This window comes from Salinicola sp. (assembly GCF_982684285.1).
Genome location: NZ_CEXLVS010000114.1, coordinates 1 through 12,747 on the forward strand (window position 1 = coordinate 1; position 12,747 = coordinate 12,747).

General features: G+C 62.7%; 10 protein-coding genes and 1 pseudogene. 6 read left to right on the forward strand and 5 right to left on the reverse strand.

Annotation, left to right across the window (positions count from 1 at the left end):
- Positions 1-403 precede the first annotated feature (403 nt).
- Positions 404-1,081: a LuxR C-terminal-related transcriptional regulator gene (locus AC3AYF_RS11460; RefSeq protein WP_110715238.1), complete on the forward strand. Its 678-nt coding sequence runs from the start codon at positions 404-406 to the stop codon at positions 1,079-1,081.
- 63 nt (positions 1,082-1,144) lie between these two features.
- On the opposite strand, the gene AC3AYF_RS11465 is transcribed toward AC3AYF_RS11460, so the two are convergent.
- From AC3AYF_RS11465 to AC3AYF_RS11485, 5 genes are all read right to left on the reverse strand, one after another.
- A complete protein-coding gene (locus tag AC3AYF_RS11465) occupies positions 1,145-2,707 on the reverse strand; it encodes a bifunctional aminoglycoside phosphotransferase/ATP-binding protein (protein WP_295036019.1) in 1,563 nt (520 codons plus the stop codon).
- Between the two features lie 31 nt (positions 2,708-2,738).
- Entirely contained in the window at positions 2,739-4,028 is a 1,290-nt protein-coding gene (gene hemL / locus AC3AYF_RS11470; RefSeq protein WP_295036018.1) for a glutamate-1-semialdehyde 2,1-aminomutase, read from the reverse strand.
- Positions 4,029-4,049: 21 nt separating this feature from the next.
- On the reverse strand, positions 4,050-4,742 hold the full coding sequence (gene thiE, locus AC3AYF_RS11475; RefSeq protein WP_295036017.1) for a thiamine phosphate synthase: 693 nt from the start codon (positions 4,740-4,742) through the stop codon (positions 4,050-4,052).
- A 2-nt stretch (positions 4,743-4,744) separates the two neighbouring features.
- A complete protein-coding gene (thiD, locus tag AC3AYF_RS11480; RefSeq protein WP_295036016.1) occupies positions 4,745-5,572 on the reverse strand; it encodes a bifunctional hydroxymethylpyrimidine kinase/phosphomethylpyrimidine kinase in 828 nt (275 codons plus the stop codon).
- A 132-nt stretch (positions 5,573-5,704) separates the two neighbouring features.
- Positions 5,705-7,390 (reverse strand): chloride channel protein, encoded by a 1,686-nt coding sequence (locus tag AC3AYF_RS11485; RefSeq protein WP_295036015.1) that lies wholly within the window; start codon positions 7,388-7,390, stop codon positions 5,705-5,707.
- A gap of 327 nt (positions 7,391-7,717) precedes the next feature.
- On the opposite strand from AC3AYF_RS11485, the gene erpA reads away from it, so the two are divergent.
- The 5 genes and pseudogenes from erpA to mnmG all read left to right on the forward strand — a co-directional run.
- Positions 7,718-8,071, forward strand: coding sequence for an iron-sulfur cluster insertion protein ErpA (gene erpA, locus AC3AYF_RS11490; RefSeq protein ID WP_295036014.1), 354 nt, complete (start codon positions 7,718-7,720; stop codon positions 8,069-8,071).
- 259 nt (positions 8,072-8,330) lie between these two features.
- Complete coding sequence (locus tag AC3AYF_RS11495; RefSeq protein ID WP_295036013.1) at positions 8,331-9,104, forward strand: transporter substrate-binding domain-containing protein; 774 nt, start codon at positions 8,331-8,333, stop codon at positions 9,102-9,104.
- A 136-nt stretch (positions 9,105-9,240) separates the two neighbouring features.
- Positions 9,241-9,909, forward strand: a pseudogene (locus AC3AYF_RS11500) (amino acid ABC transporter permease).
- Positions 9,906-10,697, forward strand: coding sequence for an amino acid ABC transporter ATP-binding protein (locus AC3AYF_RS11505; RefSeq protein WP_295040697.1), 792 nt, complete (start codon positions 9,906-9,908; stop codon positions 10,695-10,697). Before AC3AYF_RS11500 ends, AC3AYF_RS11505 begins: the two are co-directional and overlap by 4 nt.
- Before the next feature lie 762 nt (positions 10,698-11,459).
- Positions 11,460-12,747, forward strand: a 1,288-nt coding sequence (gene mnmG, locus AC3AYF_RS11510; protein WP_487779749.1) for a tRNA uridine-5-carboxymethylaminomethyl(34) synthesis enzyme MnmG, incomplete at its 3' end; no start/stop codon positions are given.

The following is a 12,747-nucleotide window of genomic DNA, read 5'->3' on the forward strand; positions in this document are numbered from 1 at the left end:
ACGGCGCGTGGGATTCGAGGCATAGGCGACCCTGGGCCGGGGAGCCATCAAACACTCATCATATCGGGATGAGAAACCTCAGTAGTTTTCCTGCCGAGGCTTTCGGGTCCTCGCGAGCGAGAGCGTGTTTTTTCTCGAAAAGGAAACATTGTTTCTTAAAAAAACCAGCGACCCACAGTGGATAACAAATTGATTTTTTTAACTAAATTAGGGAAATTAAGGGCCGCTTAATTGTCTCTGTCGTGTCACTTTTTGAAAACCTCAATACCCTATATTTACAACGCATGGGTTTTATTAACACTATTGAGCTCCAACAATCACGGACCGGCAGTAGGTTGCTCAGCTAAGGATCACAACGAAAAAGCGCAAAACACTAATTAAAATCCTTCGAAGGGATCAGACCATGAACACTGAACACACCGACATCGTTCTTGTTACGGATTGTAACTCACAGTCCGTACTATTTTTGGATTACATACACCAGAAAACGGGTTGCCGGGTCTCGGCACTCAGTCCACAGGATCGTTTTCCGGTACCCGAGGGCAGCAGGGTACTCGTACTCCTGGATGGAGATCACGTTCAGGAGAAAGACCTACTGGCCTGGAACACCAGAGCCGAGGAGAACGATGCCATCATCCTGTCGGCTTTCAACGTCCGCGACAACAAGCAGGTCATGGAACTGTTGATCGGCATACACCTCCGTGGGGTGTTCTATCGGCAGGACAGCCTCGAACTCATCTGCAAGGGAATCATCAAACTTCTCGGCGGAGAACTCTGGATTTCCAGGCCGCTCTCGGCGATGTTGATCGACTTCTATCGTCGTCAACAGGTCAATACCTATCGGCCCGTGTGCGGTCTGACACGGAGAGAACTGGAGATCGTCACGCTGCTGGTCTCCGGTGCGAGCAATACGGAGATCGCGGAAAAGCTGTTCGTCAGCGAACACACGGTGAAGTCGCACCTTTACAACCTGTTCCGCAAGATCAACGTCCACAACCGCATCCAGGCCACCAACTGGGCACGGCAGAACCTGGGGACGATTCCGGTCATGGCATCGCGCTATGCCAACGGGCGTCGCTGAGGCCACCGGGCGGCCCCTGTCCATTCATCGGGAAGCCAGTGTGACGTGGCTTCCCGATGCCCCTCAGTTCAGCCGCATCCTCTCCTGAATCAGGGAAGCGAGCGTCAGATTGGCGTCCGGTGCGGTGGTGTCGAGATGCACCAGATGGGTCGTCTCGTCACTGGCAAACGGCTCGAACCGCTCCAATTGCCGCTCCAGAATCGACAGGCTTCTCTCCGAGGGTTCTCCGCTGCGCCGGGCGCGTTTGACGATACGCGCCCGTAACGTCGCCCGATCCGCTTCGAAACTGACGATCAGCACGGGAAGTCCCCGCTTTTCCGCCTCGAAACGTAGCCGCTTGCGCTGCTCCAGCAGCAGGCAGGTGGCGTCGATACACGCCGGCAAACCCGCTTCGAGTACCGTGCCCGTCAGCTCGGCCAGGCGGCGATAGGTCTGGTCGGTCGCTTTCTCGCTGTAGACGGCTTCCGCATCGTCGGGTGCCGCGGTGAAATCGAATAGCCGCTTGCGTTCGACATCGGACCGTATCCGCACCCCGCCCAGCCGCCGCACGATCTCCTCGGTGAACCGGCTCTTGCCGCTGCCGGAGACGCCAACCGCCAGGATCAGGTAAGGAAAGCGGAATTCGCTGTACTCCTGGGCCATCGTCAGATAGCGGCGGAAGACATCGATCGGTTCGCCGCCGGGCAGATCGTCCATCACCCCGGCATCGTGGTCCCGTACCAGTTCGATCCGTGCCCGCAGCAGGGCTCGATAGCGCTTGTAGAAATTGAGCAGTCGTACCGCTTGGTAATCCCCGGACAGTTCGAGGTAACGGTTGAGGGCATAGTGGGCGAACTCCCGCTCGCCACGGGCTTCCAGGTCCATGATCAGGAAGGCGAGTTCGCAGGCCACGTCGCACCAGCGCAGACGATCGTTGAACTCGATGCCGTTGAACAGGATCGCCTTGCCCTCGAACCGCACCGCGTTGCCGAGATGGATGTCGCCGTGGCTCTCGCGGATGAAGCCGTCTCTCCAGCGTGATTCCAGGATGGGTTCCAGACGCGCGAAGCTCTCGAGCGTCAACGTCTTCACGCTGGATAGCTGCTCGAGATCCTGGGGCGATTCCAGTAGCGGCTCGATCACGTCGAATTCGTCGACCAGCATCCCATGGATGCTCGGCGGCGATCCCAGGGGATTGTCCCCCGAGGCGCAGGGGGCGGATTCGTGAAGCGCCACCAACTGGTCGATGAGATCGTCGATCAACTCCGCCGAGAGTTCTCCACTGGCCTGCAGCGAGCTCAACAGATGGCGGCTGCTGAACTGGCGCATCTTGACCGCGTATTCGATCGGCGAACTGTCGTCGTTGACTCTGGGTGACTTCTCGGTTCCCGAGATGGCCACGCAGCCGATGTAGAGCGACGGTGCCACGCGACGATTCAGCGCGACCTCCTGTTCGCAGAGGCGACGCCGCTTCTCCAGCGTCGAGAAATCGAGAAAGCTGCCGTAATCCAGCGACTTCTTGATCTTGTAAGCGTAATCACCGGTCGATACCACCCAGGAGATGGGGGTCTCGAACACTTCGACAGCGCCAATCGGGTGATCGAAACAATCACTCTCCTTGAGCGCCTGTATCAGCGTTCGGCTCATGCGTCGTCTCCCTGTCAGTGGCGTTCGCGACTCATTGTTGACGCATGGCGGCGAAGGCGCGCTCGCTGGCCATCAAGGTCGTCTGAATATGGTCATGGGTGTGCGCGCTCGACATGAATCCGGCCTCGAACGCCGATGGCGCCAGGTAGACGCCGGACTCGAGCATGTGCGAGAAGAAATCGCGGAACGCCTGTGCATCGCACGCCATGGTCTGCCCGAAGTTATCGACCCGTTGTTGCGCCGTGAAGAACAGGCCGAACATGCCCCCGGCGCGCTGTGTCATCAGTGCGATACCGGCCTCGTGCGCACGCGCCTCGAGGCCGTCACAGAGCGTCTCGACCCGGGTGGAGAGCGCCTCGTGAAAACCGGGCTGGCGCACCTTCTCGAGCAGCGTGATGCCGGCCGCCATCGCCAGCGGATTGCCGGACAGCGTGCCGGCCTGGTAAACGGGCCCCAGCGGCGAGATCTGCTCCATGATGTCGCGCTTGCCGCCGAAGGCGCCCACCGGCATGCCACCGCCGACGATCTTGCCCAGGCAGGTCAGGTCCGGGGTGACGCCGTAATGCGCCTGGGCCCCGCCCAGCGCCACGCGAAAGCCGGTCATGACCTCGTCGAAGATCAACACGCTGCCGTGGCTGTCGCACACTTCACGCAACGCTTCCAGAAAGCCGGGCTGCGGCGGTATGCAGTTCATGTTGCCGGCCACCGGCTCGACGATGATGCAGGCGATCTGTTCGCCCATGGCCTCGAAGCATTCGTGCACGGCTTCGATGTCGTTGTAGGAGAGCGTGATGGTGTGCTCGGCCAGTGACGCCGGCACGCCGGGTGAACTAGGCTCGCCGTGGGTCAAGGCACCGGAACCAGCTTTCACCAGCAGCGAGTCCGAGTGGCCGTGATAGTTGCCCTCGAACTTGACGATCTTGTCGCGTCCGGTATACCCCCGCGCCAGCCGGATCGCCGACATTGTCGCCTCGGTACCGGAGTTGACCATTCGCACCATGTCGATGGAGGGGATGATCTCGCAGATCAGGTCGGCCATGGTGGTCTCGATCGCCGTCGGCGTCCCGAACGAGAGACCGCTGTCGAGCCGTTCGCGAACGGCATTCAGCACCTCGGGATCGGCATGTCCGGTAATCATCGGCCCCCAGGAGCCCACGTAGTCGATGTAACGTTTACCCTCGACGTCGAACAGGTAGGCGCCCTGGGCCCGCTCGATGAAGACCGGCGGTTGGGACATGCCCTTGAAGGCCCTCACCGGAGAGTTGACGCCGCCCGGGATATGCCGGCAGGCGCGCTCATAGAGTTCGGCGGATGTGGTCATGGTGTTCTCTCCAGCAAAGTTCTACTGACATCGGTCGATGTCGAATTCCGTCGATGACGTCCCGGTGAGGCCGGCATTGAGCTCGCGCACCGCCTGGGCCACATCCGGCATGCCGAAGATGGCATGAACCACGGCCAGCATCTCGGCGCCCGCTTGCCGTGCCTCGACGGCGGTGCGGGCATCGATACCCCCAATGGCGACCCGTGGCAACCCCAGATGCGCCACCTCCCCGAGTATCGATAGCGACGCCGGCGCGGCTTCCGGCTTGGTGCGCGAGGCGAAGAAACGCCCGAACGCCAGATAGCTGGCGCCGGCCTCGGCCGCCTGGCGGGCCAGGATCGGTGAGTCGTGGCAGGTGGCACCGACGATGGCCCGGTCTCCCAGGCGTCGTCTGGCGGTCGACAGCGGGACATCCTCCTGACCGACATGCAGCCCGACGACTTCCCCCCAGCGCTGCTGCAGTCGCAGCGCCAGTTCCAGGTCGTCGTTGACGATCAGCGGTACCGCGTGACGCTCGCAGAGTGCGGCCAGCGCATCGCTCTGACGCCAGCGGCGGCCCTCGTCCGCGGACTTGTCGCGATACTGCAACAGCGCGATCCCCGCTTCCAGTGCCGATTCGCAGGCGACCAGCAGGCGACGATCGTCCGGCAACAGCTGGCTGTCGGTAATCGCATAGAGTCCATTCAGGGTCGATGCAGGAGGGCGTGTCGACATCATCACTCCAGCGTGGCATCGAAGTCCGGCGCGCGCCAGACCCGGTCCGGTAGATACTGGCCCTGGCCCAGCGCCAGGCCGTTGTCCAGCGTATCCCAGGTGAATCGCTGCGCTTGCGCGCAAGCCGCCGCGAGTCCCTCGCCGGCGGCCAGCCGAGCCGCCAATGCCGACGCCAGCGTACATCCCGACCCGTGGTAGTCGGCGGGCAGGCGTGGCCACTGCCACTGCCGGTTGAGTTCCGGCGTGTGCAGGGTGTGAACCACATGGGCCTGTGTCGATTCCTCGTCCAGCGGATCGGTACCGGTCACCAGCACCGCGGCGCAGCCCAGCGACATCACCTCGACCACCCGAGCCACTTCGTCGGCGTCGTCGATGGTGGAGAGCAGTGCCAGTTCGCGCCGGTTGGGCGTCAGGATATCCACAAGGGGTAACAGCCGCTGGCGAATCGGCGCGACCAGACCGGGTGTGGATAATTCGGACCCGCGGCCGCTGCGGATGACCGGATCGACGATCAGCGGCGTGCCGGGGCTCATCCGGGCGACGTCGATCACCGCCTCCAGCACATCGAGGTCGGGGATCAGCCCCACCTTGATCGCCGCGATACGAAAATCGTCGAACAGGGCGCGGGCCGCGCGACGGATGAAATCGCCGCTGCACGACTCGACGCTGATCACGTCGCGGGTCGACTGGACGGTCATGGCGGTGGGTACGGTCACCGGCCAGCCACCGCAACCGCGCACGGCCTCGGCATCCGCGACCAACCCCGCACCGCCGCTGGGATCGTGTCCCGCCAGAACCATCACCACGGGCTTGTCCTCGTAGCGAATCATGGCGTCCACCCCGGGACGCTCGTCACCGCCAGGGATCGTGTGGCGAGATGGCCAATCGTCTCTCGCATGGGAGCTCTCCTCATCGATCGCTTCGGTGTGTCCTGAACTTCGACACCGGACGCCTTCATCCTATCAACGTTTACGTCGATAATAGTTTTCGATCGCCTCGCGAGTGATGATACCGGAAATCCTGCGAATCATCGGCGCCGTGGTGTGCTCGACATAGAGCGCGTCGACGCCGGATTCGTTGAGCGTATCGTAGGCTTCGGAGAGCGTCGCCTCCAGATGCACCGGCGCCAGGTCCAGACGCTGTCCCGGCACCTCCTCGAGATCGATCCGCTCATGCTCCGCGAGCCACGCTTCGTCGTGCAGCACCCGCGCCAGATTGGCCGCCTTCATCGCCAGCGGCGGCTTGTCCTTGCCCTCCTGGAGGATCACCAGCCAGGTCGGCTTGGAGTCGAGCAGCGCCTTGGCCCGGTCGTGATCGATGACGCGCGGCGTGCGGACCAGATTGCGCTCCATCACCGCCGGTACGGCGACCCGCGACAGCGCCTGCATCAAGGGCTGCTGCAGCGGATGGAGCCCTTGCTGGTTCAGGCTGGAAAGGAAGAATCCCTGACAGCGGCATAGCTGGCGTGCGGTGAGAACGGCGACCACCACCGCCAGCATGCCCGGCAGCATGATCGCCGAGTTCCGGGTCAGTTCCAGCAGTGCCAGCAACGCCGCCAGCGGTGCCTGCAGAGCCGCCGCCATCATCGCCGCCATGCCGAGTACCGCGTAGAGGGCCGGGGTGGTGACCACGCTCGGCAGCAGCGCGCCGCCGACCATGCCCATCACCGCGCCCACGGCGGCACCGGAGACCAGCATCGGCCCGATCACCCCCACCGGCACCCCGCCCGCCATGCAGACGCCGGTCAAGGCGAGCTTGATCACCGCCAGCACCAGCAGCACGTCCAGCGCCATCGGCCCGTTGAGCATCCGCTCGAGACTGTCGTAGCCGATCCCCTGCACCTGCGGGTACCACCACGCCACGGCACCGGTGAGCAGACCGATGATCGCCAGGCGCAGGGCGAACGGTACTCGAGCGATAGACGGATGCCCCTGGGCCAGACGCACGAAACCACCGGCCAGCACGCCGACGACCAGCGCGGTCAGCACGATCCAAGGTAGATCCAGCAACGAATTGAGCTGCAGCGGCGGCACGCTGAACGCCGGCTCCGACCCGTAGACCGCCCACGAGACCAGCGCCCCCATGGTGGCGGCGAGTATCACCGGCATGAAACCGGCGATGGTGTACTCCATCATCACCACTTCCATGGCGAAGATGACGCCGGCGATCGGCGTATTGAACGACGCGGAAATGCCCGCCGCGGTCCCGCAGGCCACCAGCACGCGCAGGCTGTTGTGCGGCAGGCGCAGGCGTGAGCCGATCCAGCTCGAGGCGGCGGATCCGAGATGGATCGCCGGTCCCTCGCGGCCGGCCGAGAGCCCGCCGATGACCGATATCACCCCCACCCACCATTGATTGATCCAGTTGCGCAGCGGCATCTTGCCCTGGTGATAGGCGAGACGCTCGATGACGTGGCCGATCCCCATCTTCAGTGCACGACTGGGCTGCGGCCACAGCCACAGCCCGATCAGGGCCACCGCGATCAGCGGCAGCACCGCGCGAAACGCCGGCGACAGGGTCTCGAAGGCTTCCGGGTCGTCGCCGGGAATGAAGAACAGCGCGCCGAACTCCAGCAGCAGCCGGAAGGCGACCATCACGGAGCCGGTCAGAATGCCGGCGAAGATGCCCAGGAGGCAGAGTTGGGGCATGGCGTCGACGCTCGCCAGCTGACGTCGAAAACGTTCGAGGCTGGGGCGTCTTGGAACGAACCGCGGCACGCGTGACAAACTCTCCTCCTTGCCCGATCTCGATCGCTCGTCTTTCGTGCGCGATACCTGCCAAGTGGACGGCCACACCGTGCGAGCGGTTACGGAACCGACATCATACACCGATCCTCGTCCGCCGGAGGCGGCTTCCCCCGACACTAAAGTTGACCCTTTTACTCGGTATTAACGATAATGGAGGCCTGATGGCGGCCCTGCCGCCCCACCTCATTCGACAGCCTGGTCAAGGCCGGCACGAACGGGAGCGTGACGATGAGTACAGTGGAGTCTTTCGCTCCAACCCCGATGTTCTTCACCGACGCCGCCGCCAGGCGGGTCAGGGCGTTGATCGCCGAAGAGAACAACCCCGAGCTGAAGCTACGGGTCTATGTCACGGGCGGTGGCTGCTCGGGGTTTCAATATGGATTCGATCTCGGTGACAAGACGGCCGAGGACGACACCGTGATCGACAACGGCGACGTCAGTCTGGTGGTGGATCCCCTCTCCTACCAGTACCTGGTCGGCTCGACTGTGGATTTCGAGGAAGGCCTCGCCGGGGCCCGTTTCATCATCAAGAACCCCAACGCCCAGTCAACCTGCGGCTGCGGTGCCTCGTTCTCGGTCTAGGAACCCGTTCTCGGTCTGGAAAGCTGGGCCGTGAGCCAGGCATCGAACCGGAGATCAGCCGAGCGACGAGCCGACAAGGCAGAAAATCGAGGAAACAGCTGAATCTACGCGGTGTAGATGAGCCTTTTTCTCGATTGTCGACGCAGCATGGTCGAGCACAGTCATTGTCGAACGAACCTTAGGTCGACTTGACGTTCAGTAACAACTGTCCTCAAGGTAGTCGTTGATTGTCCCGATCGAACAACGACTTGAGGAACCTATGAAAAACAACATGACGCCGAGCCACTGGCTCGCCATCCCCGCCGTCGCACTCTCCCTGAGCATCCCCGGGCTCGCCTCGGCCCAGGACACCACGCTCAAGGCGGTCACCGATCCCAGCTTCGTGCCGTTCGAGATGATGGACCAGGAAAGCGGCGAGATGGTCGGTTTCGACATGGACATCCTCCACGAGGTCGCCGATCGCGCCGGCTTCGACATCGATCTCAATACCATGGATTTCAACGGCATCATCCCCGCCGTTCAGACCGGCAACGTGGATCTGGCCATTGCCGGCATCACCATCACCGACGAGCGTCAGCAGATCGTCGATTTCAGCGATCCCTACTACGACTCCGGCCTGCGCATTCTGGTTGCCGACGGCAGCGACGTCGGCTCGCTGGACGATCTGGAAGGCAAGCGCATCGCCACCAAGATCGGCTCCACCAGCTACGACTACCTGCAGGAGAAGCTGGGCGATAGCGCCGAGATCACCCCCTATCCGGGCAGCTCGGACATGTACATGGCCCTGATGGGCGGCAGCGCCGATGCGGTCTTCTATGACGCCCCCAATGTGGGCTATTTCGCCCAGACCAAGGGTCAGGGCAAGGTCAAGACCGTCGGGCCGCTGTACGAAGGCCAGCAGTACGGTATCGCCTTCGCCAAGGGGAGCGACTGGGTCGAACCGACCAACCAGGCTCTCGAGGCCATGCACGAGGATGGCACCTACGACGAGATCCACAAGAAATGGTTCGGTGAGGCGCCGGAATCCGAGTGATCGACCCCGCCTGACCAGGGGCCGCGCCATGGCGCGCCGGCCCCCGATTTCTTGTGGAGAACGCCCCTACCTCAGCGGCCTGAGATCTCTCGTCGTGATGCGATGAGAGATCTCTTCGCTGCCTACGGAGATCCCCGTGGAATTCAACTTCCAGTTCGACTGGCAGGCGGCCATCGATTCGCTGCCGTTTCTGCTCAAGGGTTTGCCCTACACCCTGCTCATCTCCTTCGCCGGCCTCGCCATCGGCTTCGTCATCGGCATCGTCTTCGGATTGATGCGAATCGGCCCTTCCCGCTGGATACGCTGGCCCGCCGTGGTCTAAGTGGAGGTGTTTCGCCGTACCCCGGTACTGGTCCAGGACCTGTTCATCTTTTATGGCCTGCCGACGCTGCTCGGCGGCCCCATCGACGCGCTGACCGCCGGGATCGCGGCCATCGCCCTCAATGCCGGCGCCTATATCTCCGAGATCGTGCGTGGCGGCGTGCAATCGATCGAGCGGGGCCAGCGCGAGGCCGGGCTGTCGCTGGGACTCTCTGCGCCCCAGACCTTTCGCTACGTGATCTGGCCACAGGCGTTGCGCCGGATGATCCCCGCCCTCGGCAACCAGGGTATCGTCAGCATCAAGGACACCTCGCTGTTCTCGGTCATCGGCGTCGGCGAGCTGGTCCGTCAGGGCCAGGTCTATATCGCCAACACCTTCACCGCGCTGGAGGTCTATTTCATGATCGCCCTGCTCTACCTGGCGATCACCCTGAGCCTGTCGCTGGCTCTGAGTCTGCTCGAACGCAAGGGGTTGGTGGGATGAACGATAGCGTAAACCGACAAGAGGCCGACCAAGCGTCCGGAACCTCGCCGATCGTGCGACTCGCCGGGGTCAACAAGCACTTCGGTCGCCTGCACGTCATGCAGGACATCGATCTCAGCGTGGCCCAGGGCGAGGTCGTGGTGATCATCGGCGCCAGTGGCTCGGGAAAGTCGACGCTGATCCGCTGCGTCAATGGCCTCGAGCCGTTCCAGTCCGGTCGCATCGAGGTCGACGGCAAGACCCTGCTGCCCAATGGGGCCAGCGGCAAATCGCTGCAGGCGGTGCGGACCGAGGTCGGCATGGTGTTCCAGCAGTTCAATCTGTTCCCGCATCTGTCGATCCGTGACAACGTCACCCTGGCGCCCCGCAAGGTCCGCGGCATGACCCGGCGGCAGGCCGATGCCATCGCCGACAGGCTGCTGGAGCGGGTCGGCATCTCGGATCAGGCCGACAAGCATCCGACCCAGCTCTCCGGTGGGCAGCAGCAGCGCGTGGCGCTGGCCCGGGCGCTGGCCATGGAACCGCGCCTGATGCTGTTCGACGAGCCGACCTCCGCGCTGGATCCGGAGATGATCGGCGAAGTGCTGGATGCCATGCGGGAGCTGGTCAACGACGGCATGACCATGATGATCGTCACCCACGAGATGGGCTTCGCCCGGGAGGTCGCCGACCGCGTGGTGTTCGTTCACGGCGGCCAGATCGTCGAACAGGGCCCACCCGACCAGCTATTCGATCAACCCCGCCACGAGCGTACCCAGGCGTTCCTCTCCCGCGTGCTCAAGCACTAATAATTCAAATTAAGCAATCCCGCAAAAGGGCACGGACGGTTCTCCACCGTGCCCGCCCTCCTTAGAACCTTCCCCATGTCTCTCCTTTTCCCGATCCATCCGGGCCGAATTCGGCCATAGAAACCGTGCGACCGGCATCGCCGGAGCGCAGGAAAACTGTGGCGAGGCGGCGGATTTCGTCGCTCAAGGTTATCCCGAGGCGGATTTTTTGCCTGTGGACAGTTTTTTTGTCGATTCGCCTCCAGCCCTGTCCCTTCAGGCACTCCGGCTCGATCGGGGGTTTGTTGACCATCGCGGTAACAGATACCGTATGCAGCAGTGGATAACCCGTGCGCGGCTGGGGCTGTGTACAAGGCGCGAAGCTGTCCACAGGAACCAACGCCTTTGTCAGCAGCCTCGTCAGAGCTTTTCAAACAATCGAATAACAATCCAAGGTTTTGTATTTTATAAGGTATTTATACTTACCCACAGAAAGTGTCCACACCAATAGTCACTACCACAACAGAACTTCTTTATATATTTTTCATTTTTTTATAATGAATCTGATGACCGGAGGCTCCCACGGCTCCCGATGTGGAAAACCCCTGACGGTTACCCACAGGAGGTTTATACTGGGCGGCTTTCGTGGCCACCGAACCCTCCGGGTCGGCGCCATCTCCGTCGCTGGAACGACGGCAAAATCGGCCGAGCCGATTTCTTGATCCATTCATCGTCGGGTGCCTGTCCGAGCCAAATCGTCGCTGGCACCTCGTGAGGTAAACCGTGGAGTATCCCGACCGTTTTCAGGTCATCGTGATCGGCGGTGGCCATGCCGGAACCGAGGCCGCACTGGCATCGGCACGAAGTGGTGCCCGCACGCTGCTGCTGACGCACAACATCGAGACCCTGGGCCAGATGTCCTGCAACCCCGCCATCGGCGGGATCGGCAAGAGTCATCTGGTCAAGGAGATCGATGCCCTCGGCGGGGCCATGGCCCAGGCCACCGATCTGGCCGGCATCCAGTTTCGCGTGCTCAATTCGCGCAAGGGTCCGGCGGTTCGGGCCACCCGGGCCCAGGCGGACCGCATCCGCTACAAGGCCGCCATCCGCGGGATGCTGGAGAATCAGGCCAATCTCACGCTGTTCCAGCAGGGCGTCGACGATCTGGTTGTGGAAAACGACACTGTCGTCGGCGTCACCACCCAGACCGGGATTCGCTTCATGGCGGATACCGTGGTGCTGTGTACCGGGACGTTCCTGGGCGGCGTGATCCACATCGGCCTGGACCATCATGCCGGCGGCCGCGCCGGCGATCCGCCGGCCAATGCGCTGGCCCAGCGGCTGCGGGCGCTGCCGTTCCGGGTCGATCGGCTGAAAACCGGCACGCCGCCGCGGATCGATGCCAAGAGCGTCGATTTCTCCAGGCTCGAGCGTCAGCCCGGCGATACGCCGTTGCCGGTGATGTCCTACCTGGGCAGCCGCGAACAGCATCCGCGTCAGGTCGATTGCCATATCGCCCATACCAACGAGCGTACCCACGAGATCATCTTCGCCAATCTCGACCGCTCGCCGATGTACTCCGGCGTGATCGAAGGCGTCGGCCCGCGCTACTGCCCGTCGATCGAGGACAAGGTCCATCGCTTCGCCGACAAGACCAGTCATCAGGTCTTCGTCGAGCCCGAGGGTCTGGACACCCACGAGCTCTACCCGAACGGGATCTCCACGTCGCTGCCGTTCGACGTCCAGCTGCAGGTCGTGCGTTCGATCGTCGGCCTGGAGAACGCGCACATCACGCGGCCGGGATACGCGATCGAGTACGACTTCTTCGATCCGCGGGATCTCAAGCATTCGCTGGAAACCAAATTTATCCACAACCTGTTCTTCGCCGGCCAGATCAACGGCACCACGGGCTACGAGGAAGCTGGCGCCCAGGGGCTGCTGGCGGGGCTCAACGCCGCACGCCGGGCGCTGGGCGAATCGGTCTGGTGGCCGCGACGCGACGAAGCCTATCTCGGGGTGCTGGTCGACGACCTGATCACCATGGGCACCCAGGAGCCCTACCGCATGTTCA

Coding starts and splice junctions, on each gene's coding strand:
- thiE (WP_295036017.1), bottom strand. CDS start 4,742: ATGTCGACACGCCCTCCTGCATCGACCCTGAATGGACTCTATGCGATT.
- hemL (WP_295036018.1), bottom strand. CDS start 4,028: ATGACCACATCCGCCGAACTCTATGAGCGCGCCTGCCGGCATATCCCG.
- AC3AYF_RS11460 (WP_110715238.1), top strand. CDS start 404: ATGAACACTGAACACACCGACATCGTTCTTGTTACGGATTGTAACTCA.
- AC3AYF_RS11465 (WP_295036019.1), bottom strand. CDS start 2,707: ATGAGCCGAACGCTGATACAGGCGCTCAAGGAGAGTGATTGTTTCGAT.
- AC3AYF_RS11505 (WP_295040697.1), top strand. CDS start 9,906: ATGAACGATAGCGTAAACCGACAAGAGGCCGACCAAGCGTCCGGAACC.
- erpA (WP_295036014.1), top strand. CDS start 7,718: ATGAGTACAGTGGAGTCTTTCGCTCCAACCCCGATGTTCTTCACCGAC.
- thiD (WP_295036016.1), bottom strand. CDS start 5,572: ATGATTCGCTACGAGGACAAGCCCGTGGTGATGGTTCTGGCGGGACAC.
- AC3AYF_RS11485 (WP_295036015.1), bottom strand. CDS start 7,390: ATGCCCCAACTCTGCCTCCTGGGCATCTTCGCCGGCATTCTGACCGGC.
- AC3AYF_RS11495 (WP_295036013.1), top strand. CDS start 8,331: ATGAAAAACAACATGACGCCGAGCCACTGGCTCGCCATCCCCGCCGTC.